Here is a 19,976-nt window from a genome sequence, read left to right on the forward strand (position 1 = left end):
GACGTGGGCGCCAAGGCGCTGCGGCTGCGGATCACCTCCGGCTCGGACTCGATCTGGTCGTCCGACCGGTGCGCCGCCGGACCCGCGTCCGATCTAGTCCCGAGCCGACGTCCAGGGGAAGCTCGTGAAAGTTACAACCGAGTGATGTCTCGGTGCACCTGGGATGTCTCCCGTCAGAAGGCGAAGAAGACGCCTCCGGTCGCGCGGATCGCCGCGCGTCGATCGAAGAAGGTCCGGGGGTGGCGGCGAGAGTCGCCGTTCCCTCGGCCCTCAGCGGTCACGCGCACGGGCGCGTGGACCAGCGCGCATGCGCCGGACCCCTCCGGCAGGTCGGCGATCCGGCCGTCGACGGCGCGCGGCCGCTCGCACGCCGCCGCGGGGGCGAGGTGCGTTCCGCCGTCAGGGTCGCAGGTCAGAACGGTCGTACGGGCGGGGTCTCCGCCCTCGATCGGACTGACGGGCAGGGTGTGGACCCCCGCCGGACCGGTCTGGATGGTCGTTGGCGCCGCCACCGCGGCGGGGCCGGCGGCCAGGGCCGGCAGCCCCGAGGCGGCCACCGTGGTGGTCCGCCGGCCTCCGCCTCGCAGCGAGTCGGGCATGCGCATTCCAGCCTCCTTTTCCAAGCCGAGCTGTGTTCGATGGCCATTTCGGCGTGCGAGAGTCGACCTTTTGGGCGTTCCCTCGTCCGCCGATGGGACCTTTCCTCAAGGGATCTGTCGCGACGCGCTAACTCGCGAATCCCTTTCGCTCACGGACGTTATTACGACGAAATCTGCGATTCAACCCCCGCAGCCCTGTCCACACCCGGCCACACGATCACAAGAGAACGTTTGAAAGATGTACTTCCGCGGCGCGACCGTCGTCCAGCCATCATCAGTGCTTCTGTCATTCACTTCGCGGTGGGAATTTATTATTTTCCCAATAATCGAAGGAGACAGTGGGATGGATCACAGTCGGCGACCGCGGCGCGCGTCACGGGGGGGGACATCCCGAGAGGTGGCGCACACGAGGACGCCGCTGTGACGTCAAAGTGACGCCATCTGACGCTTGTCGTGACGCCATCCGGCATGCCATGCTGGCGTCATGCACCTGGAGTCGTACGTCGCACAGCTCCGCCAGGAGCTCGCGATCGCCGCCGAGGCGGGCGGCCAAGAAGCCCGCGAGCTCGCCGAGCGGCTCACCGCGCCGCTGGAGTCGGCGATCCGGCTCGCCCTGCTGGACGCCCTGTCGGCCGCCGCCGAGGAGATCACCCGGGAGCTCGCCCCCGGTTCGGTCGACCTGCGCCTTCGCAGGGGCGAGCCCGAGTTCGTCGTGGATCCGCCCTCCGGAGGCTCGGAGGAGGACGCCACCGTCACGGCGGCGCCACCGGCGGAGCCCGCCGCGCCGGTGCCGTACAGCGCCAAGGACGGCGCCGTCTCACGGATCAGCCTCCGCCTCCCCGAAGAGCTGAAGGTCAGGGCCGAGCAGGCCGCCGACCGGGAAGGACTCTCGGTCAACGCCTGGCTCGTCCGCACCATCGCCGAGGCCGTGGAGCGTACGGACCTCAAGCGGGACGTCCACAGGCGCTCGGCCTCACGCGGCGGCCGCTACACCGGCTGGGCCCGCTGACCCGGCCCCCTTCACCACCACCGACCAGCGGCGGGGTCTCGACCCTGCGACCAGAGAGGCAGCATCATGCCCACATTCGCAACCCCCGAGCCGATCTCCGCGACGCTCGACGCCTCCATCGCCGAGTTCCGTGTCACCGCGTCCGACCGCGGCGACACCGTCGTCGAGGTGCGGCCCGCCGACGCGTCGAAGGCGAGCGACGTCCGAGCCGCGGAGGAGACCACGGTCGAATACACCGACGGACGACTGCTGGTCAAAGGGCCGAAGCGGCGCGCCAGCATGATCCTGGGCCCCGGCAAGAACGCCGCCGTCCGGATCGACATCGAGCTTCCTACAGGCTCCCACCTGCACGCCTCATCCGGGTTCGGCGGCATCCACTGCGCGGGACGGCTCGGCGACTGCGAGGTGTCCAGCGGCGCCGGCGTCATCTGGATGGAGGACGCCGGCACGCTACGGGCGAGTACCGGCGGCGGGGACGTCACGGCCGGACGTGTGGCGGGCGACGTGAAGATCACCACAGGTGTCGGCGCGATACGCCTCCGCCACGCCGGCGGCGCCGTCACGCTCAAGACCTCCTCCGGAAGCACCTGGACCGGCGAGGCCTCCGGTAACGTCCGCGTCCGCTCCGCCAGTGGTGACATCGTGATCGATCAGGCGCACGGCGACATCGACGCGAAGACCGCAGCGGGCAGGATCCGCATCGGTGAGATCTCTCAGGGCACCGTCGTCCTGCAGACCGGCGCCGGTCAGCTCGAGGCCGGCGTCCGTGAGGGCACGGCCGCCTGGCTCGACGTGCACGCCACCGCCGGCACCGTGCACAACATGCTGGACGAGACCGACGGCCCCGGAGAGGCCGACCGGACCGTGGAGGTCCGCGCCCGCACCGGACTCGGCGACATCGTGATCCGCCGGGCCACCCTGACCCCTCAGGACTGAGCCGTACGGCGCCGCGCGGCGCCCGACCACGAGGCGGCACCGATCCGCCGACCGGCGCTCCTCCCTTCTGACCGGACTCGGGGCCTTCCTCCGTCACCCCACCGAGCCACGAGCCCGGTAACGCGCCCGCCTCGCCCAGAGGCACGGGTGATTCCCCACTCTTCGATCCTCTCGGCCCGGGGAGCGGTTTGGCGCGTCCGCGTCACACCGCGCCCTGACGCTGCCCGTTTCGCCGATGGCGACATCGGCCCCGACCTCCGACAAGGAGACTCGCATGAGCGACGCGATCACAGCCGAAGGGCTGGTCAAGAGATACGGCGAGGTGACCGCCCTGGACGGCCTGAGCTTCTCCGTCCCGCAGGGGACGGTGCTCGCCCTGCTCGGCCCGAACGGCGCCGGCAAGACCACGACGGTGCGGGTCCTGACCACGCTCCTGCGCCCCGACGGCGGCCGCGCCACCGTCGCCGGATATGACGTCGTCGGCGACGCCCGGCGGCTGCGCTCGTACATCGGGCTGTCCGGCCAGTACGCCGCCGTCGACGAACACCTCACCGGCGCCGAGAACCTGGAGATGGTCGGGCGGCTGTACCACCTGGGCGCCAGGCGCAGCAAGGCCCGCGCCCGCGAGCTGCTCGAACGCTTCGACCTCACCGACGCCGCCGACCGGCCCGTGAAGGGCTACTCCGGCGGCATGCGCCGCCGCATCGACCTCGCCGGCGCCCTGGTCGCCGACCCGCCGGTGCTGTTCCTGGACGAACCCACCACAGGCCTGGATCCCCGCGCCCGCGCCGCGCTGTGGGACACCATCTCCGAACTCGTCGCCGGCGGCAGCACGCTGCTGCTGACCACGCAGTACATGGAAGAGGCCGACCACCTCGCCGACCAGATCATGGTGGTCGACCACGGCCGCGCCATCGCCCGCGGCACCGCCGACGAGCTCAAGGACCAGGTCGGCGGCAACCGCATCGAACTGACCGTGACCAGCGCCGCCGAACTGGAGACCGCCCGGCAGACGCTCGCCTGGGTCGCCGTCGGCGCCATGCGGACCGTTCCGGAGTCCCTGCAGATCACCATTCCGGTCACCGACGGCCCCGAGGCACTCCGCCAGGTCCTCGGCCGGCTGGCCGACGAGGGAGTCCGGGTCCGGGACGCCGGGCTGCGGCGGCCCACCCTCGACGACGTCTACCTCACCCTGACCGGGCACCAGGCGTCCGGCACCGTCCCGCAGGCCCAGGAGGCCACCCGATGAACGCGCTCACCATGCCCATCGCCGACGGCTGGACGATCGCCAAGCGCAACACCCTGAAGATCCGGCGGTCGCCGGACCTGCTCGGTGCCGCGATCATGTTCCCAATCGTGTTCGTGCTGCTGTTCGCCTACGTCTTCGGCAGCGTCATCGACGTCCCGGGAATGTCCTACCGGGAGTTCCTGCTCCCCGGCATCTTCGTCCAAGCCGTGATCATGGGCGCGCAGGCCACCGGTTACACGCTGACCCTGGACCTGCAGAAGGGCATCTTCGACCGGTTCCGCTCGCTGCCCATGGCCCCGTCCGCGGTGCTGATCGGCCAGACCGTCAGCGACCTGCTCATGAATCTCGCCAGCCTGCTCGTCATGGCGGTGATGGGACTGATCGTCGGCTGGCGGGTGCACACCTCACCGTTCGAGGCCATCCTGGGTATCGGGCTGCTGCTGCTGTTCGCCTACGCCTTCTCCTGGGTCACCGCCACCGTCGCGCTGGCCCTGCGCACCCCGGAGAGCTTCAACAACGTCGCGACCATGGTCTCGCTCCCGCTGGTGTTCGTCTCCAACGCCTTCCTGGACAGCTCCAAACTGCCCACGCCGCTCCGCGTCGTCGCCGAGTGGAACCCCGTCTCCACCTTCACCCAGGCCGCACGTGAGCTCTTCGGCAACACCAACGCCGCGCTGAAGACCTCGGGCGCCTGGCCCATCCAGCACGCCATCCCGGCATCACTGCTCTGGATCGCCGTCATCCTGATCGTCTTCATCCCGCTGGCGACCCACCTCTACAAGAAGGCGGTCAGCGCCTGACCACCGACGCGACGCGAAGACGACCCCGGGTCCCCGTCATCGGCGGCGGCCCGGGTGGTCGCCGTTCCGGCCATCACCTCGTCGCCGTACCGAACGCCCGGTCAAGACCGGAGCCGAACCGCAAATCTGCGAAGTTCGCCCCACTTCGCCCCACTTCGCGCCCACGATCACCGAGCATTCGGTACGGCCGGCCCGCTGAGACACGCCCCGATATCCGGCCGGCCTCGCGAATACGGCGCCGACTCGATCTGTTAGCGGGGATCCGATCGCCGCGTGTGCTCGACCACGGACCGCGTTACCGGAACGACTGCCAGTAGCTCGTCCAAGCCCCGGAAATCATCGGGATTCGTGGTGAACAGCGGTAGCCCTTCGGCGATCGCCACCGCAGCGATCATCAGGTCGGCCGCTCGCCGGCGCGGCTTGCGGCCTGCGGCGACGACCCCTGCGGTGACTCTGCCGAAGGCCCGCGCGGCCTCGACTCCGAACGGGATGGGATCGAATTCGTGCTCCACCCGCTGCACCACGTCAAGCCGTCGAGCACGCTCGGCATGCTCGTCGTAGTCACCCTGTTCGCTGTTGGGGCGGACCTGGTGGGGACCTGCCGACAGTTCAGCGAGTGTGATCGCGCTGATCGCCATCTCGTCCGGCAGTTCGGCGGGATCGATCCAGTTCCGCAGAATCACGATGTTCGTGTCGAGCAGGCCCTGCGGATGACGTTCAGCGGCCATAAGGGTCGGCCGCGTCGTGGTCGAGGGCGGCATCCTGATCGGCGCGGAACGCGTCGATGTCGATGGCGGAAGCGCCACGGGACATCGCGGCGAACTCCTCACGGGGGACGAACCGGCGACGCCGACGCAGGGGGATCAGTTCACCGATCTGGTGACCGTCCCTGGTGACCGTGAACGCCTGCCCGTGCTCGACAGCGTCCATGATCTCTTTGGAGCGGTTCCGCAGATCCCGCTGGGTGATCTCAGGTTGCGCGGCCATATCCCGATGCTATGCCTGGGTGCCACACTGCGCCACCCGGTGCCACCACCGACATTGTGGAAGCGTCGATGGACGCCCCTCGCCGTCGTCCGGAGCGTCCAGGTCCCCGGCGCACGCCGGAATGCTAGTGCCGCATTAAGCAACGTTGGTCCTGTCGGGATGACGGGCCGTCTTGGTGCCGGCTCCGGGAGATGAGGCGTTTGCGATCATCGATTCGGGAGGTTGGTAGTGCGGCGCCGCCGACCGTCTCTGTTCTGTCGCAGGCACCTGCTGTAATCACCTCATGCCTCGACGTGTTGATCCGGATGCTGCCCGGACGGTGATGCGTACCGCCCGGGTCGGCCTGCGTCTCACGCCCGGCCAGCGGGAGCGGTGTTTCGGGCTGCTTGTCTCAGCCGGGGACGTGTGGGCGTGCGTGCTGGATATGAACCGGTGGCGGCGCCAGCGCGGCCTGCCCGCCGTGGCCTCGTATCAGGCGTTGTGCCGGGAGTTGTCGGCGGCCGGTCCGGGCACGTTCGGTGAACTGGACACCAAGGGGGCGCGGTCGGTGCTACGCCGCTACAGCGACGCGTGGTTCGCCGCCGCCAAACGCCGCAAGGACGGGGATGCCTGCGCCCGGTTCCCGCGCCGCAAACGCCGCCTGGTGCCGGTCCGGTACTACCACGGCATCTTCACCCTGGAGGACCAGCGGTTACGACTTCCCGCCGGTCGCGGGTGTCCGCCGTTGTGGGTGCGGCTGGACCGACAGGTGCCCTACCCGATCGAGCAGGTCCGGTCGGTCACCTTGCTGAACGAGAGCCGCCGGTTGTTCGTCGAGGTGACCGCCGAAGTCCCCGTCGCCGCCTATGAGCCCGGCACCGAGCCCGACCCGGACCGGGTGGCCGGAGTAGATCCGGGAGTGATTCATCCGTTCGCGGTGGCCGGACCCGACGCAGAAGGTCTCATCGTGTCGGGGCGGGCGATCCGCGCCGAAACCCACCTGCATCTCAAGGACGGCAAATACCGCCGCCGGACGATGGCCGCCCGAGCACCGAAGCCGGGGCAGGTGGGGTCGCGACGGTGGCGGAAGTTCCGGGCCCGGCAGCGGAAGCTGGAGGCCCGGCACAAGCGCCGCGTGAGGCAGGCCCAGCACGAGGCGGCCAAGACCGTGATCGGCTGGGCGGTGCAGCGCCGCGTCGGGACGCTGGTGGTCGGTGACCCGCGCGGGGTGCTGGGCCTGAAGGCCGGGCGGCGGCACAACAAGCGCGTCCGGGACTGGCGGGTCGGCTACCTGCTCCGCTGTTTGAAGGACAAGGCAGAGCAGGCCGGGATCCGCGTCGTGCTCGTGGACGAGCGCGGCACGTCCTCGACCTGCCCGTCCTGCGACCGGCGGGTACCCAAACCCACCGGCCGCCGCTTCACCTGCATGCATTGTGATTTCAGCGCGCACCGCGACCTGGTCGGCGGCGCCAACATCGCCCGGCGAGGACCGGGCGGCACCATCACCACCAACAACCCGTTCCCGGTGGTGATCACGCACCGTCGAGCCGGACGGCACCTCCCCCGTACCGGACCAGCCCGGCGTGACCCAAGACGACGCCCCCATCACGGCACCGTCAAAAGGTCCAATGGCCGGCCGCGGCCCGCCCCACCCCCGTGGGGAGTCGCTCGCCCCAGGCGAGGATCACCCAACACGGTCAAAACGACCAACGTTGGTTGACACGGCACTAGACGAGGACCTGGGTGATGGGGAGGGAGGAGTCGGCGGGCAGGCCGAGGTCGGAGGGGGCGAGGCCGGCGGCGACGAGCTCGGAGCCGAGGGCCGCGACCATGGCGCCGTTGTCGGTGCACAGTTTCGGCCGGGGCACGCGCAACTGGATGCCGGCCTTGTCGCAGCGCTCCTGAGCCAGGGCGCGCAGCCGGGAGTTGGCCGCGACGCCGCCGCCGATGAGCAGGTGGGACACGTCGTTGTCCTTGCAGGCGGCGATGGCCTTCCTGGTCAGCACGTCGACGACCGCCTCCTGGAAGGCCGCGGCGACGTCGGCGACCGGGACCGGCTCGCCGGCGCGCTCGCGGGCCTCGACCCAGCGGGCCACCGCGGTCTTCAGGCCCGAGAAGGAGAAGTCGTAGGTGCCGTCGTCGTACTTGCCGCGCGGGAAGAACACCGAGCCGGGGTCGCCCTCGCGTGCCGCGCGGTCGATGTACGGGCCACCGGGGAAGCCGAGGTCGAGCACCCGCGCGACCTTGTCGAACGCCTCCCCCGCCGCGTCGTCGACCGTGGCGCCGAGCGGGCGCACGTCCGAGGCGACGTCGGGGACGAGCAGCAGCGACGAGTGGCCGCCGGAGACGAGCAGCGCGACGCACGGCTTCGGCAGCGCGCCGTGTTCGAGCTGGTCGACGGCGACGTGGGCGGCGAGGTGGTTCACGCCGTACAGCGGCTTGCCGAGGCCGAGGGAGTAGGCCTTGGCGGCGGCGACGCCGACGAGGAGCGCGCCGGCGAGTCCGGGGCCGGCGGTGACGGCGATCGCGTCGATGTCGTTCAGGGTGACGCCCGCGTCGGCCAGGGCACGGTCCACGGTCGGCGTCATGGCCTCCAGATGCGCCCGCGACGCGACCTCGGGGACGACCCCGCCGAAGCGCGCGTGCTCGTCGACGCTGGAGGCGATCGCGTCGGCGAGCAGCGTGTGACCGCGGACGATGCCGATGCCCGTCTCGTCGCAGGACGTCTCGATCCCCAGGACCAGGGGTTCGTCCTTCATGCTTGCACTCCCTGTCCGGCGGGCACTCCGCTCCGCCGCGAGTCACGGACCATCACGATGGCGTCCACGCCAGAGGGCTGGTAGTAGCGCTTGCGGACGCCGACCGGGGTGAAGCCGAATCGTTCGTACAGCCGCCGTGCCCGGTCGTTGTCGGCGCGGACGTCGAGGAACACCTCAGGGCAGCCACGGGCGGCGGCCTCGTCGAGGAGCGCGGTCAGCAGCCGGGCGCCGAACCCCCGCCCCTGCAACTCCGGCCGGACGCCGATGGTGAGGACGTCGGCCTGGCCACCGACGGCGGCGAGCCCCGCCCAGCCGGCGAAGCGGCCGTCGCCGTCCTCGAGCACGACGTAGTGCCGGGTGCCGGTCGGATCGGCCAGCTCCTCGCGGTAGGCCTCCTCCGACCAGGATTCCTCGGGGAACAGCACGGGCTCGAGCGCGAGGACGTCGGACAGGTCGGCGGCGCTCATCGCGCGCAGCGTCATGGCTGCGTCACCCGTTTGCGCGGGCCGGGCTCGCGGGCGTCGGGCTTGCGGAGGTACAGCGGGACGGGCTCCAGGAGATCGGGGCCCTCCCCGCCGGACAGCCGGGTGAGCACCAGGTCGGCGAGCGCGGCGGCGGACGGCAGCGCGGGCTCCTGTCCGGCGAGCGTGTCGGCGTAGAGCAGCGCGCCCTCTCCGATGGCGGGCAGGCCCGGCTCGGCGGCCTCGGCGGGCTTGCCCACGGCGGGACCCGTGCTCCGGGCGCGGGACGAGGCGTAGGAGGCCCAGTAGACCTCCTTGCGCCGGGCGTCGGTCGCCGCGACGAAGGGGCCGGTGCGGCCGGACTGCCAGGCGAGGACGTCGAGCGTGCAGACGCCGTGGACGGGGATGCCGAGCACGGCGCCGAGCGCGCGGGCGGTCGTGAGGCCGACGCGCAGGCCGGTGTACGGGCCGGGCCCCACGCCGACCGCGATGGCCGACAGGTCGGCCCGGGTCACCCCGGCCTCGTCGAGCACGGTCGCGATCGCGGGGGCGAGCACCTCGGCGTGCCGCCGCCGGTCGACCGCGTTGGACTCGGCGCGCAGCCGGACGCCGCCGGCGGTGCCCTCGCTCAGGGCGACGGTGACCGCGGCGGTCGCAGTGTCAAAAGCCAAGACCAGCACGACCTATGAGCGTAGCGCGCCCGCGGCATCACCGTGGCCAGGTGGTGCCGGTCGGCGGGTACCGGGCGGCGCGGTGGACCTCTTCGAGCAGCTCGGCGGCGGCGCGCAGCGCCTTCGGCGCCGGTCAGGACTTTGACTGGAGCTTGGAGATCACGTCGCGGGCGGCGGAGAGGGCCCCGTTCGCGGCGTCCGAGGAGGAGATCGGCTTCGCGTCGCCGTCTTTCTCGTCGCCGCCCGAGAAGTGGACGGTGACGAGGACGTTCGCGAGGCGGGCGTTGGCGACGGCGTCGCCGATCCCGGAATCGTCGACCGTGTAGACGACGTACGCCTGTTCGCCGACGCCGCTCACGCCCCGGCTGTCACGCACTTTGACCGTGTCGGCGAGCTCCTTGCCCGCGCGGTCGGACTCCCACTCCTGGCCGAACGTCCGGGTCGCCACGCCGGTCGCGCTGGTCGCGCCGTCGGCGGTGAGGGCGCGCAGCTCGACGGTGAGCTGCCGGCGGTTGTTCCCGAAGAGGCTCCAGGCGCATTCGCTGTGCTGGTCGGGCTGGGTGCTCTGGCTCATCTCGGTGGCGTCGGCGCCCGGGGTGAGCTGGTCGGCGACCTTCTGGCTCAGCGCCGTGCAGGCGTCCGGGACGACGTCGCGCTCGGAACCGTCGGGTGCGGTCATCGGCGAGCTCTGCGGTCCGGTCCCGGCCTTGGCGGCCGTGGTCCGGGCCTTGCCCGGCCGCAGGAGTGCGACGGCCGCGACGGCGCAGACGGCGACGACCAATGCGAGGACGCCCGCGACGGCCCAGACGCGTCTGCGGCGTCCGGCCGGGCGGGGGGCGCGACGACGGCCACTCACCAGATCTCTCCCCCTCGTCGAGCTGTATGTCCTGATTCGCCAGGAAGGTGAGATTTACTCGTGAGGGTATTGCAAGATCACGGTTACGTCTGCGCCCGAACAGGAAGGGACCGGTCCAAATCCGCCGATCACAGCAGGTGGTCGACGGGCGAGTCAGCCCAGCGGGCGCCGACGCCCGTGATCCGGACGGTGCGCTCCTCCGTGTCCCCGCGCTCGATCATGACCTCGAGCCGGTCCTCGGACAGCTCCTCCACCATGCCCTCGCCCCACTCGACGACGGTCACGGCATCCTGCAGGTCGAGGTCCAGATCGTCGACCTCGTCCAGCCCGCCGAGGCGGTAGGCGTCGACGTGCACCAGCGCGGGCCCGCCGGCCAGCGACGGGTGGACCCGCGCGATCACGAAGGTCGGCGACGTGATCGGCCCGCGGACCTTGAGCCCGTCGCCCAGGCCCTGGGTCAGCGTGGTCTTGCCCGCGCCGAGCGGCCCGGACAGTACGACCAGGTCGCCGGCGCGCAGCGCGGCGGCCAGCCTCCGGCCCAGCTCTCGCATGACCTCATCGGTGGGAACCGGGATGGGTTTCACGCCGACCGCTCCTCCTCCGCGACAGGGCGCACCCGGTCGATCAACCGGATGAGCGCCCGGGTTACGACCTCAGGGTGCTCCATCATCGTGACGTGGCCCGCCTCGGACAGCTCCACGAGCTCCGCGTCCTCCAGCACGGCCGCGATCGCCCGCCCGTGCGCGGCGGGCGTCAGCCGGTCCTCGTCGCCGACGACGACCAGCGCTGGCAGGTCCTTGAGCACCTGCAGCGCCGCGAGCTTGTCGTGGGCGGCGAGCGTCGGGTAGAACTCCGCGATCACGTCGATCGGCGTGGAGCGGATCATCTGCTCGAGGAAGTCCACCACCGTGGGGCTGACGTGCTTGTCGCCGAACGCGATCCGGCGGGTGACCATGAAGGCGACGTCGGCGCCGACCTTCCGGCCGCGCTCGATCAGCTCGGCCCGCTTGCCCAGGCTGCGCGTCACCCGGGGCAGCGCCGCCTTGAAGACCTTCCCGAACGCCATCGGCAGGCCCAGGCTCAGCTCCGCCAGCTCGCCCGACGACGTGTTGATCAGGGCGACGGCGGCGATCCGGCCGTCCTCGAACAGCTCCGGATGGCTGTCGGCCAGCGCCATGATGGTCATGCCGCCCATGGAGTGGCCGACCAGGACCACCGGCGCGCCGGGGTCCACGGTGGCCTCCAGGACCGCGAACAGGTCCGCGCCGCACTGGTCGACGGTGGCGTGGGTCAGGTCGCTGCGGCCGGACCGACCGTGGCTGCGCTGGTCCCAGAAGACCATCCGCAGACCGTCGTCGCGGCCGAGGTCGCGCCGCTGGTAGTGCCAGCAGTCCTCGTTCAGGCAGTAGCCGTGGCAGAAGACCACGGTGAGGGGGGCGTCGTCCGGCCCGTCGATCTCGACGTGCAGGGGCACGCCGTCGCTCGCCTCGACGGTCAGCTGCCGTCCGTGCAGCTCGCCGAACGGCTCGCCGGCGTCGGGGTCGGGGGTCAGCCGGGCGCGTCCGACGGCGTACTTGCGCGCGGCGACGACCGCGCCCACGCCGACCGCGCCGACCGTGCCGACCGCCGCGCCGATCAGCCCGATGCGTTTCTTGTTCATTCCGGGGTTCCTTCGTACGCGCGGGGGACGCGTGCGCCGATGCGGGTGACGATCTCGTAGGAGATCGTGCCGAGCAGGTCGGCCCAGTCCTGAGCGGTGGGCTCGCCCCGGTCACCCGGGCCGAAGAGGATCACCTCGTCGCCCGCGTGGATCTCGTCGTCGCCCACGTCGATGACGAACTGGTCCATGCAGACCGTGCCGGCGATGCGCCGCCGGCGACCGGCCGCCCAGACCTCCAGGAGGTTGGTCCCGCTGCGCGGGATCCCGTCGGCGTACCCGAGGGGCACGACGCCGAGCGTGGTCTCCCGGTCGGTGGTGTACCGGTGCCCGTACGAGACGCCCGTGCCCGGGGCGACGCGCTTGGTGACGATCAGCCGCCCGGTGAGCGTCATGGCGGGCCGGAGGCCGAAGTTGTGGTCCTCGCGCCCGTCGGAGGCCGGGTGCGAGGGGATCGGGCTCAGGCCGTACACCGCGATGCCGGGCCGTACGAGGTCGTAGCGCGCCTCCGGGATCGTCAGCGTCGCGGCGGAGTTGGCGATGTGCCGGACCTCGGGGCGCACGCCCGCCTTCTCGGCGAACTCGACGGCCTCGTCGAAGGTCCTGAGCTGGGTGGCGATCGACGGGTGGCCCGGCTCGTCCGCGCACGCCATGTGGGACCAGATCCCGACCGCCTGGACGCGCCCCTCCGCCTGGGCGCGGAGCGCGGCGTCGACGACCGACGGCCACTCCTCGAGCGTCGCCCCGGCGCGGGACAGCCCGGTGTCGATCTTCAGGTGCAGGCGCGCCGTACGGCCCGCGCGGGCGGCGGCGGCCGCGATGGCCTCGACGACGTGCACCGAGCTCGCGGCCAGGTCGACGTCGGCGGCGACGGCCTCGTCGAACGGCTCACCCGCGCCGTGCAGCCAGCACAGCAGCGGCGCGTCGACGCCGGCCCGCCGCACGGTCAGCGCCTCGGCCAGCGTGGCGACGCCGAGCCGGGAGGCCCCGCCCGCCAGCGCGGCGCGAGCCGCCTGGATGATGCCGTGCCCGTACCCGTCGGCCTTGACGATCGCCATCACCTCGGCGCCCGCGGCCTTCTCGCGGAGGACACCGACGTTGTGGCTGATCGCCGCCAGGTCGACGTGCGCTGTTGCGGGGACGTTCATCATCATGGCTTCCAGTGTGGCAGTCGCGGGGGTGAGCTCCGGCCATCCGCGCCGAGGTGATGGCGGTCGGCCGGACACGACGGGCTACGGCGATCCGCGCCGACGTGACGGGCGTCAGCCGGACACGACGCGGAACGCGTCGGGCAGCGCGTCCAGGACGTCGTACGCGCTGATCGGCGCGGCGCCCTCGCCGTACGGGTCGGCCGACAGCCGCGCGGCCAGGCCGTGGAGGTACGCCCCGGCGGCGGCCGCGTCGATCGCCGGCATGCCGCCGGCCAGGAGCGTGCCGGTGAGCCCGGACAGCACGTCGCCGCTGCCCGCCGTCGCCAGCCAGGGCGTGCCGGTGGGGTTCACCCGCACCGGCCGGTCGGCCTCGGCGACGAGCGTCGTGGAGCCCTTGAGCAGCACCGTCGCGGCCAGCTCCGCGGCGGCGCGGCGCACGTGCTCCAGCCGCCGCGCCTCGACCTCGTCGGCGTCGGTGCCCAGCAGCCGGGCCAGCTCCCCCGCGTGCGGGGTGAGGACGGTCGGCGCGCTCCGCCACAGCAGGTCGCGGCGCCGCGCCAGCACGGTCAGCCCGTCCGCGTCGACGAGCACCGGCAGGTCCGTGGCGAGGACCTGGGCGAGCAGCGCCTCGGCCCGCTCGTCCGTGCCCAGTCCGGGACCGGCGACCCACGCCTGCACCCGCCCGATCTTGTCGACGGAGTCCCCGATGACCGTGGTGATGGTCTCGGGCCAGCGGTGCCGGACCAGCTCCACCGCGTGCTCGGAGGAGGCGAACCGCACCATGCCGGCCCCGGCGCGCACCGCCCCGCCGACGGCCAGGACGGCCGCCCCGGTGAACGTCTCACTGCCCGCCAGGATGCCGACGACGCCCCGCCGGTACTTGTTCGATTCCCCGGTCGGGCGGGGCAGCCCGGCGGCGACGTCCTCGGCGACCGGCGCGCACACGTCCGGGTCGGGCAGGTACGGGCCGAGCCCGATGTCGATCAGCTCGACCACGCCGGCGTGGTCGGCGCCCGGGTCGACGAGCAGGCCGGGCTTGTACGTCCCGAAGGTGACGGTCACGTCCGCCCGGACCGCCGGGCCGGCGACCTGGCCGGTGCTCGCGTCGATGCCGCTCGGCAGGTCGCACGCCACGACGATCGCCCCGCTGTCGGCCGCGCGCCGGGCCAGACCGGCGTACGGCTCGCGCAGCCCGCCCCGGCCGCCGATGCCGAGCATGCCGTCGATGATCAGGTCGGCCCGGTCGATCCCGTCGGCGACCCGCTCCTCGTCCGCGACGGGCAGCGCGCGGCCGCCGGCGGCGCGCAGCGCGGCGAGCCTGCCCTCGTGGGTCTTGGTCCCGGCGAGGATCGCGGTGACGCCGGCGCCGCGCCGCGCCAGGCCCGCGCCCGCGTACAGGGCGTCGCCGCCGTTGTCGCCGCTGCCGACCAGCAGGACGACCCGCGCGCCGTACACCCCCAGGCCCGGCTCGTTCCGCGGCCGCAGGATCCGGGCGCACACCGAGGCCAGGCCGGCCGCGGCCCGCCGCATGAGCGTCCCCTCGGGCAGGCGGGCCATCAGCGCCTGCTCGGCGGCCCGGACCTTGTCGACCTCGTGCGCGTACCGCATCACGCTCGCCTCCTCATGGGACGTTCTCGCCACGACCGCCGCCGCGAATCCCTCATCGGGCGTTCTCCGCCATCACCACCGCGACGGCGACGCCGCCGTCGTGGCTGAGCGACACGTGCCAGGTGGTGACGCCCAGCCGTTCGGCCGCCTCCTGGATGGTGCCCGTCACGTGCAGGCTCGGGCGGCCGTCCTCGGCACGGCGTACCTCCGCGTCGGTCCACCGCAGCCCGCGCGGCGCGCCCAGCGCCTTGGCCAGGGCCTCCTTGGCGGCGAACCGCGCGGCGAGGGACCGCGGGGGCAGCCCGCGTTCCCGGTCGGTGAAGAGCCGGACGGCCAGGCCCGGCGTGCGCTCCAGCGACCTGGCGAACCGGGCGACGTCGACGACGTCGATCCCCACTCCGACGATCACTCGACCAGGTTTATCACTCCGGGAGTACGGGGGCCGCGTGGACGTGGTCGACGGCGGGCGCGCCGGGGTGGTCGACCAGCCACGCGACGCGCTCACGGGTCTCCTCGTCGGCCGGCGTGTAGACCGCCATCCGGGTCTCCGGCGCGGCGGTGACCGCGAAGTTCACCACCGACAGCCGGATCTCGCCGACGGAGGCGTGCCGGAAGATCTTCACGCGCGTCGATGGCACGGCGACGTCATGCGCCGCCCACATCCGCGCGAACTCCGGGCTCGCCGCCGACAGGCGCTCGACCAGCCCGGTCCAGGACGGCTCGCCGAGGTGCCGGGCGAACGCCGCCCGGAACATCCCCACCATCTGCGGCAGCTCGGTGTCCCGGTTGAGCATCTGGTTGCAGCACTCCGGGGTGACGAACATCCGCCACAGCAGGTTGCGGGGCTTGGTGTCGTCGGCCTCCAGGATGCCCGGCCACACCGCGGCGTAGGCGGTGTTCCAGGCGAGCACGTCGTACCGGCTGGACATGATGGTGGCGGGCAGCGGGACCAGGCCGTCGAGGACGGTCTGCACCTGCGGTTCGAGCCGGTCGTGCGGCGCCCGGCCGGGCACCGCGGGCACGTCCGCCAGCCGGTACAGGTGCTCGCGCTCGGTCTGGTCGAGGCGGAGCGTACGGGCGATCGCGTCGAGGACCTGGCCGCTCACGTTGATCGGACGGCCCTGTTCGAGCCAGGTGTACCAGGTGACGCCGACCCCGGCGAGCTGGGCGACCTCCTCGCGGCGCAGTCCGGGTGTGCGCCGACGCAGCCCCGCCGGAATGCCGACGTCGGCGGGGGTGATGCGGTCCCGTCGGCTGCGCAGGAAGGCGGCCAGCTCGGTCCGCCTCCGGGTGGTCGTCGCGGTCACCCGTCCATGGTGCGGCATGCCGGACGGCCGTGCCAGGTGCTGTCAACACCAGTATCAGTGGGCTCTCACCACCCGTACCTCGCCGCAGGGCGCCCGCGCCGCCGGTGTACGGCCCGGTCGCGAATGGCCGAGGAGGAGACGGCCGAATCTTCCTGACCTGTCACAGCGTCTTGAGGACTCCGCCGTCGGCCACGAGTTCCTGGCCGGTGATGTCGTTAGGGGACGCGGCGAACACGATCAGCCGCGCGACCTCCTCCGGGGTCGACACGCGCCCGGTGGAGTACCCAGGGTCGTCAGCCGGCGTAGTTGATCGGCCCGGCGGACAGGTCCCGGGCACCGATCGAAGAGACGTTGATGACCACACCACCGCGCTCGGTCCGGCTGTGATCCTGGAGCCCTTTAGTTCTGACCGGGGGCATGGGAGAAACTCCGGCTCACCTCTTGGCGCGGCTCCAGCGATCCGCGGCGGTGAAGATCTTGCCGAAGGTGTCAGGGCGGAGGCGGGCCCCCATAGCGCCTTCAGGGAAGAGGGCGCCGGCCGAGGTAACACCGAAGACCGTCGCGTCGGCACCCGTGCCGGAGAACCAGGGTCCGCCGCTGTGTCCGGGGCCTGGCACACATGCGGCTGAGTACAGCGCGCCCGGGCCGCTCTTGGCCGAGGCCGGGGCCGCCTTCCCACTGCAGGCGCTCAGAATGTTCCCGCGCAGCTTCCCGGTCTGCTCATCCGGATATCCGATGGTGGTGAACTTCGGGAACGAGACCTTGGCGGTCATCTTCGGCGTGAGACCGCCGACGACATCCTGGATCTTTCTGTCGCGCTTGTCGGGAGCCACGCTCAGAACGGCGACATCGATGTAGGAGAACCGGTTCGGGTGGCCATCCCACAGGGATGCGTTCGAGGTCTGCCATGCATGCGACACCCAGGCCTTTTTGACGTCCCAGATGCCATAGGGCGCCTTGATGTCGTACTTGTCGCCTGTCTTGGGATCGGCCTTGGCGCTGAAGGCGGGGATGAACTGAAATTTTTTGTAGTACTTGGCCTTGGGGCCGATTCCGGACTGCACGCAGTGGGCCGCCGTAAGAATCAGGCTTCGGCTCGGTGACTTCACGACGGAGGCCGTGCAGAAGCTCGGGGTCTTCTTACCAGGCTTATAGATCCAGAGAATACCGGTGGCCCGGGAAACGGGGTCCTTGCCGTACGGCGTGGGCCACGGACGATAGTCACCCGGCTTGGTGGCCGCCTTCGCAGCGGTAGGCACCGCATGGGGGGTCTTGCCCGGTAGTTCGACCAGCGTCCACGTGGCGGCGAGCGCGGCGGCCGTGGCGACGGCGAGGATGCGTGAGTTCACGGCGTCCACCTCAAGGGGGGAATAAGAGGTACGTCCCGGTTGCCCGGGACTCAGCTTTGGTGATCATGACATCTTGATCACCAAGACCGGTCAGGAACCGGAGAATCCAGACACGGTGCCAGGTGCTGGCAGCACCGGTATCACTGGGCTCTCACCACCCGTACCGCTCCGGCCGCAGGCTCGGCGCATGGCCCAGATCACCCTCGACGCCCCCGCGGCGCACGCGCCGGTCCGCCGCGGCGGGCTCCTGACGCTCATCATGCTCGGGCAGTTCATGGCGGTCCTCGACGTGACCGTGGTCAACGTCGCCGCCCCCACCATCCGTACCGACCTGCGGGCCTCCGGCGCGGGCCTGCAGCTCGTCATCGCCGGCTACACGATCGCGTACGCCGTGCTGCTCATCACCGGGGCGCGGCTCGGCGACATCCTCGGGCACCGGCGCGCCTTCCTCGGCGGGCTGGCGGTGTTCACCGCGGCGTCCCTGGCCTGCGGACTGGCCGGGAGCACCGGCCTGCTCATCGGGTTCCGGCTCGTCCAGGGCGCGGGCGCCGCGCTGATGGTGCCGCAGGTGATGAGCCTGATCCAGCGCAACTTCACCGGTGCCGCGCGGGCCCGCGCGCTCAGCGTCTACTCGGCCGTGCTGTCCGGCGGCGCGGTCGCGGGCCAGGTCATCGGCGGGGCCCTCGTCAGCGCCGATCTCTTCGGCACCGGCTGGCGGCCGGTGTTCCTGGTGAACGTCCCGATCGGCGTGGCGCTGCTCGTCCTCGGGCCGCGCCTCCTGCCGGGTGACCGCGGCGAGCGGGGCCGCCGGCTGGACGTTCCCGGCGTGCTCGGCCTGTCCGCGGCCGTCGTCTGCTTCGTCGTGCCGCTCGTGCTCGGGCACGAGGAGGGCTGGCCCGGGTGGGGCTGGGCCATGCTGGCCGGCAGCGTCGTCCTGTTCGCGATCTTCGTGGTCCTGCAGCGCCGCGCGGCCGCGCCGCTGATCCCCGGCCGGCTGCTGCGCACGCCCGGCGTCGTCGTCGGTGGTGCCACGATCTTCCTCGCGATGGGAACGTTCGGCGGTTTCCTGTTCAGCCTGGCCCTGCACCTGCAGGGCGGCCTGGGCGACAGTCCGCTGCGCGCCGGGCTGTCCTTCATCCCCGGTGCGGGCGGATTCGCCCTGGCGAGCCTGAACTGGCGGCGGGTGCCCGCCCGGTGGCACCGCCTGCTGGTCCCGGGGGCGTTCCTCGTCGCGGGCCTCGGCTACCTGGGGCTGGCGGTCTTCCAGCACGGCGGAGCGGGGCTGGAGGTGGCGATGGCCCTGACCGGCCTCGGCCTGGGCGGGGCGTTCAGCCCGATGCTCGCGCTCGCGCTCGCGCAGGTGCCGGTCGCGGACGCGGCGGACGCCAGCGGCCTGCTCGTCACGATGAACCAGCTCTCCCAGGTCGTGGGCGTCGCGACGTTCGGCACGGTGTTCCTGAGCATCGCGCCGCCGACCGGCCACGCCCTGGCGGTGACGAGCGTCGCCCTGGCCGCGACCGCCGTGCTGGGCGGCTGCTGCTCCCTCCTGGCCGTACGGCCCCGGCGCGCCGGCTGAGGTTCAGTGTCTCTCGCCGCCGTACGGGCCCGGCGCGTCGGCCGAGGTCGAACCCGCCGGGCGGCCGCCGCCGACCGAGGTCAGATGCGGCGCAGGCGTACGCGGTGGATCCGGTGGTCGTGGTCCTTGCACAGGACGAGGGTGGCGCGCTCGCGGGTGGGCAGGATGTTGGCGACGAGGTTGACCTCGTTGATCTCCCGCCACATCCGCTCCGCGTACGCCGCCGCCTCGTCCGGGTCCACCCGCGCGTACGGGTGGAAGAACGAGCGCTCGTCGGTGAAGACGGTGCGCCGGAGCGCGAAGAAGCGGTCGATGTACCACTGGCGGGCGTCGTTCACCCGGGCGTCCACGTAGATGGAGAAGTCGAACAGGTCCGACAGCGCCAGACCGCCCGGCCGGGCGGTCTGCAGCACGTTGAGGCCCTCCACGATGAGGATGTCGGGCCGCCGGACGACCTGACGGGCCTCGGGGACGATGTCGTAGGACAGCGGGTCGTACACCGGGACGGACAGCTCCGCGGCACCCGCCTTCACCGCGGAGACGAACCCCAGCAAAGCGCGGCGGTCGTACGACTCGGGGAAGCCCTTGCGGTTCATCAGCCCGCGCTCGGCCAGTGTGGCGTTCGGGTAGAGGAAGCCGTCGGTGGTGACGAGTTCGACCTTGGGCTCGCCGGGGCCGCGGGCGAGCAGCGTCCGCACCAGGCGGGCCACGGTCGACTTTCCGACGGCGACGCTCCCCGCGATGCCGATGACGAACGGGGTCGGGGCGACCGGGTCGCCGAGGAAGGCGCCGACGGCGTCCCGCAGGCGGCCGTCGGCCGCGGCGAACAGGCCGATGAGCCGGGCCAGCGGCAGGTAGACCTCCTCGACCTCGGCGAAGTCGGTCCGGTCGTTCAGCCCGCGCAGGGCCTCCAGGTCGTCCGGAGTGAGCGACAGCGGCATCTCGGCGCGCAGTGCGCGCCATTCTTCGCGGCCGAACTCCACATAGGGGCTGGGCATGCCCTCCCCATCAGCGATCATGGG

The 19,976-nt window shown here is 72.0% G+C and carries 21 protein-coding genes; 6 read left to right on the forward strand and 15 right to left on the reverse strand.

Annotated features, from left to right (window positions below):
* Positions 1-173: 173 nt before the first annotated feature.
* Positions 174-605, reverse strand: a complete 432-nt coding sequence (locus tag AB0K82_RS38410) for an SSI family serine proteinase inhibitor (RefSeq protein WP_364406782.1) — start codon at positions 603-605, stop codon at positions 174-176.
* Between the two features lie 478 nt (positions 606-1,083).
* On the opposite strand from AB0K82_RS38410, the gene AB0K82_RS38415 reads away from it, so the two are divergent.
* From AB0K82_RS38415 to AB0K82_RS38430, 4 genes are all read left to right on the forward strand, one after another.
* Positions 1,084-1,608 (forward strand): hypothetical protein, encoded by a 525-nt coding sequence (locus tag AB0K82_RS38415; RefSeq protein ID WP_364406785.1) that lies wholly within the window; start codon positions 1,084-1,086, stop codon positions 1,606-1,608.
* A gap of 66 nt (positions 1,609-1,674) precedes the next feature.
* On the forward strand, positions 1,675-2,544 hold the full coding sequence (locus tag AB0K82_RS38420; protein ID WP_364406787.1) for a DUF4097 family beta strand repeat-containing protein: 870 nt from the start codon (positions 1,675-1,677) through the stop codon (positions 2,542-2,544).
* A gap of 274 nt (positions 2,545-2,818) precedes the next feature.
* Positions 2,819-3,793 carry an ATP-binding cassette domain-containing protein gene (locus tag AB0K82_RS38425; protein WP_364406790.1) on the forward strand — a complete coding sequence of 325 codons (975 nt, stop codon included), beginning with the start codon at positions 2,819-2,821 and terminating at the stop codon, positions 3,791-3,793.
* The gene (locus tag AB0K82_RS38430; RefSeq protein ID WP_364406792.1) at positions 3,790-4,593 is read left to right on the forward strand and encodes an ABC transporter permease; all 804 of its coding nucleotides are present in this window, start codon (positions 3,790-3,792) and stop codon (positions 4,591-4,593) included. Before AB0K82_RS38425 ends, AB0K82_RS38430 begins: the two co-directional genes overlap by 4 nt.
* Before the next feature lie 251 nt (positions 4,594-4,844).
* Here the strand turns inward: AB0K82_RS38430 and AB0K82_RS38435 are convergent, their stop codons facing one another.
* Both AB0K82_RS38435 and AB0K82_RS38440 read right to left on the reverse strand, forming a co-directional pair.
* Complete coding sequence (locus AB0K82_RS38435) at positions 4,845-5,321, reverse strand: type II toxin-antitoxin system VapC family toxin (protein ID WP_364406795.1); 477 nt, start codon at positions 5,319-5,321, stop codon at positions 4,845-4,847.
* Positions 5,311-5,580 (reverse strand): type II toxin-antitoxin system prevent-host-death family antitoxin, encoded by a 270-nt coding sequence (locus tag AB0K82_RS38440; RefSeq protein ID WP_345352944.1) that lies wholly within the window; start codon positions 5,578-5,580, stop codon positions 5,311-5,313. Before AB0K82_RS38440 ends, AB0K82_RS38435 begins: the two co-directional genes overlap by 11 nt.
* A gap of 283 nt (positions 5,581-5,863) precedes the next feature.
* On the opposite strand from AB0K82_RS38440, the gene AB0K82_RS38445 reads away from it, so the two are divergent.
* The gene (locus tag AB0K82_RS38445) at positions 5,864-7,279 is read left to right on the forward strand and encodes a transposase (RefSeq protein WP_364406798.1); all 1,416 of its coding nucleotides are present in this window, start codon (positions 5,864-5,866) and stop codon (positions 7,277-7,279) included.
* Between the two features lie 7 nt (positions 7,280-7,286).
* Here the strand turns inward: AB0K82_RS38445 and tsaD are convergent, their stop codons facing one another.
* The 11 genes from tsaD to AB0K82_RS38500 all read right to left on the reverse strand — a co-directional run bounded on the left by tsaD (position 7,287) and on the right by AB0K82_RS38500 (position 17,378).
* On the reverse strand, positions 7,287-8,318 hold the full coding sequence (tsaD, locus tag AB0K82_RS38450; protein WP_364406801.1) for a tRNA (adenosine(37)-N6)-threonylcarbamoyltransferase complex transferase subunit TsaD: 1,032 nt from the start codon (positions 8,316-8,318) through the stop codon (positions 7,287-7,289).
* Complete coding sequence (gene rimI / locus AB0K82_RS38455) at positions 8,315-8,800, reverse strand: ribosomal protein S18-alanine N-acetyltransferase (protein WP_364406803.1); 486 nt, start codon at positions 8,798-8,800, stop codon at positions 8,315-8,317. Before rimI ends, tsaD begins: the two co-directional genes overlap by 4 nt.
* Positions 8,797-9,459 (reverse strand): tRNA (adenosine(37)-N6)-threonylcarbamoyltransferase complex dimerization subunit type 1 TsaB, encoded by a 663-nt coding sequence (gene tsaB / locus AB0K82_RS38460; RefSeq protein ID WP_364406806.1) that lies wholly within the window; start codon positions 9,457-9,459, stop codon positions 8,797-8,799. The genes rimI and tsaB overlap by 4 nt, the downstream gene beginning before the upstream one ends.
* Positions 9,460-9,583: 124 nt before the next feature.
* A complete protein-coding gene (locus AB0K82_RS38465; protein WP_364406808.1) occupies positions 9,584-10,306 on the reverse strand; it encodes a hypothetical protein in 723 nt (240 codons plus the stop codon).
* Positions 10,307-10,434: 128 nt separating this feature from the next.
* Positions 10,435-10,857 carry a tRNA (adenosine(37)-N6)-threonylcarbamoyltransferase complex ATPase subunit type 1 TsaE gene (gene tsaE / locus AB0K82_RS38470; RefSeq protein WP_364406895.1) on the reverse strand — a complete coding sequence of 141 codons (423 nt, stop codon included), beginning with the start codon at positions 10,855-10,857 and terminating at the stop codon, positions 10,435-10,437.
* 29 nt (positions 10,858-10,886) lie between these two features.
* Positions 10,887-11,966, reverse strand: coding sequence for an alpha/beta hydrolase (locus AB0K82_RS38475; protein WP_364406811.1), 1,080 nt, complete (start codon positions 11,964-11,966; stop codon positions 10,887-10,889).
* Positions 11,963-13,111 (reverse strand): alanine racemase, encoded by a 1,149-nt coding sequence (alr, locus tag AB0K82_RS38480; RefSeq protein ID WP_364406898.1) that lies wholly within the window; start codon positions 13,109-13,111, stop codon positions 11,963-11,965. The genes AB0K82_RS38475 and alr overlap by 4 nt, the downstream gene beginning before the upstream one ends.
* Before the next feature lie 114 nt (positions 13,112-13,225).
* Complete coding sequence (locus AB0K82_RS38485) at positions 13,226-14,722, reverse strand: NAD(P)H-hydrate dehydratase (protein WP_364406814.1); 1,497 nt, start codon at positions 14,720-14,722, stop codon at positions 13,226-13,228.
* 52 nt (positions 14,723-14,774) lie between these two features.
* Entirely contained in the window at positions 14,775-15,131 is a 357-nt protein-coding gene (locus tag AB0K82_RS38490) for a holo-ACP synthase (protein ID WP_364406816.1), read from the reverse strand.
* A 13-nt stretch (positions 15,132-15,144) separates the two neighbouring features.
* Complete coding sequence (locus AB0K82_RS38495) at positions 15,145-16,029, reverse strand: helix-turn-helix transcriptional regulator (RefSeq protein ID WP_364406819.1); 885 nt, start codon at positions 16,027-16,029, stop codon at positions 15,145-15,147.
* Positions 16,030-16,463: 434 nt separating this feature from the next.
* Positions 16,464-17,378: a trypsin-like peptidase domain-containing protein gene (locus tag AB0K82_RS38500; protein ID WP_364406822.1), complete on the reverse strand. Its 915-nt coding sequence runs from the start codon at positions 17,376-17,378 to the stop codon at positions 16,464-16,466.
* Positions 17,379-17,565: 187 nt separating this feature from the next.
* Here AB0K82_RS38500 and AB0K82_RS38505 point away from each other — a divergent pair, with 187 nt between their 5' ends.
* A complete protein-coding gene (locus AB0K82_RS38505) occupies positions 17,566-18,954 on the forward strand; it encodes an MFS transporter (RefSeq protein ID WP_364406825.1) in 1,389 nt (462 codons plus the stop codon).
* Between the two features lie 80 nt (positions 18,955-19,034).
* Here the strand turns inward: AB0K82_RS38505 and coaA are convergent, their stop codons facing one another.
* Positions 19,035-19,973, reverse strand: coding sequence for a type I pantothenate kinase (coaA, locus tag AB0K82_RS38510; RefSeq protein ID WP_364406828.1), 939 nt, complete (start codon positions 19,971-19,973; stop codon positions 19,035-19,037).
* Positions 19,974-19,976: the final 3 nt, after the last annotated feature.

The sequence above is a fragment of the Actinoallomurus sp. NPDC052274 genome (assembly GCF_040679475.1).
Classification (GTDB): domain Bacteria; phylum Actinomycetota; class Actinomycetes; order Streptosporangiales; family Streptosporangiaceae; genus Actinoallomurus; species Actinoallomurus liliacearum.

Excerpts from the sequence above, each read along its gene's own strand:
- AB0K82_RS38410 (WP_364406782.1), bottom strand. The coding sequence starts at position 605 with ATGCGCATGCCCGACTCGCTGCGAGGCGGAGGCCGGCGGACCACCACG.
- AB0K82_RS38415 (WP_364406785.1), top strand. The coding sequence starts at position 1,084 with ATGCACCTGGAGTCGTACGTCGCACAGCTCCGCCAGGAGCTCGCGATC.
- AB0K82_RS38420 (WP_364406787.1), top strand. The coding sequence starts at position 1,675 with ATGCCCACATTCGCAACCCCCGAGCCGATCTCCGCGACGCTCGACGCC.
- AB0K82_RS38425 (WP_364406790.1), top strand. The coding sequence starts at position 2,819 with ATGAGCGACGCGATCACAGCCGAAGGGCTGGTCAAGAGATACGGCGAG.
- AB0K82_RS38430 (WP_364406792.1), top strand. The coding sequence starts at position 3,790 with ATGAACGCGCTCACCATGCCCATCGCCGACGGCTGGACGATCGCCAAG.
- AB0K82_RS38435 (WP_364406795.1), bottom strand. The coding sequence starts at position 5,321 with ATGGCCGCTGAACGTCATCCGCAGGGCCTGCTCGACACGAACATCGTG.
- AB0K82_RS38440 (WP_345352944.1), bottom strand. The coding sequence starts at position 5,580 with ATGGCCGCGCAACCTGAGATCACCCAGCGGGATCTGCGGAACCGCTCC.
- AB0K82_RS38445 (WP_364406798.1), top strand. The coding sequence starts at position 5,864 with ATGCCTCGACGTGTTGATCCGGATGCTGCCCGGACGGTGATGCGTACC.
- tsaD (WP_364406801.1), bottom strand. The coding sequence starts at position 8,318 with ATGAAGGACGAACCCCTGGTCCTGGGGATCGAGACGTCCTGCGACGAG.
- rimI (WP_364406803.1), bottom strand. The coding sequence starts at position 8,800 with ATGACGCTGCGCGCGATGAGCGCCGCCGACCTGTCCGACGTCCTCGCG.
- tsaE (WP_364406895.1), bottom strand. The coding sequence starts at position 10,857 with ATGCGAGAGCTGGGCCGGAGGCTGGCCGCCGCGCTGCGCGCCGGCGAC.
- AB0K82_RS38475 (WP_364406811.1), bottom strand. The coding sequence starts at position 11,966 with ATGAACAAGAAACGCATCGGGCTGATCGGCGCGGCGGTCGGCACGGTC.
- alr (WP_364406898.1), bottom strand. The coding sequence starts at position 13,111 with ATGAACGTCCCCGCAACAGCGCACGTCGACCTGGCGGCGATCAGCCAC.
- AB0K82_RS38485 (WP_364406814.1), bottom strand. The coding sequence starts at position 14,722 with ATGCGGTACGCGCACGAGGTCGACAAGGTCCGGGCCGCCGAGCAGGCG.
- AB0K82_RS38505 (WP_364406825.1), top strand. The coding sequence starts at position 17,566 with ATGGCCCAGATCACCCTCGACGCCCCCGCGGCGCACGCGCCGGTCCGC.
- coaA (WP_364406828.1), bottom strand. The coding sequence starts at position 19,973 with ATGATCGCTGATGGGGAGGGCATGCCCAGCCCCTATGTGGAGTTCGGC.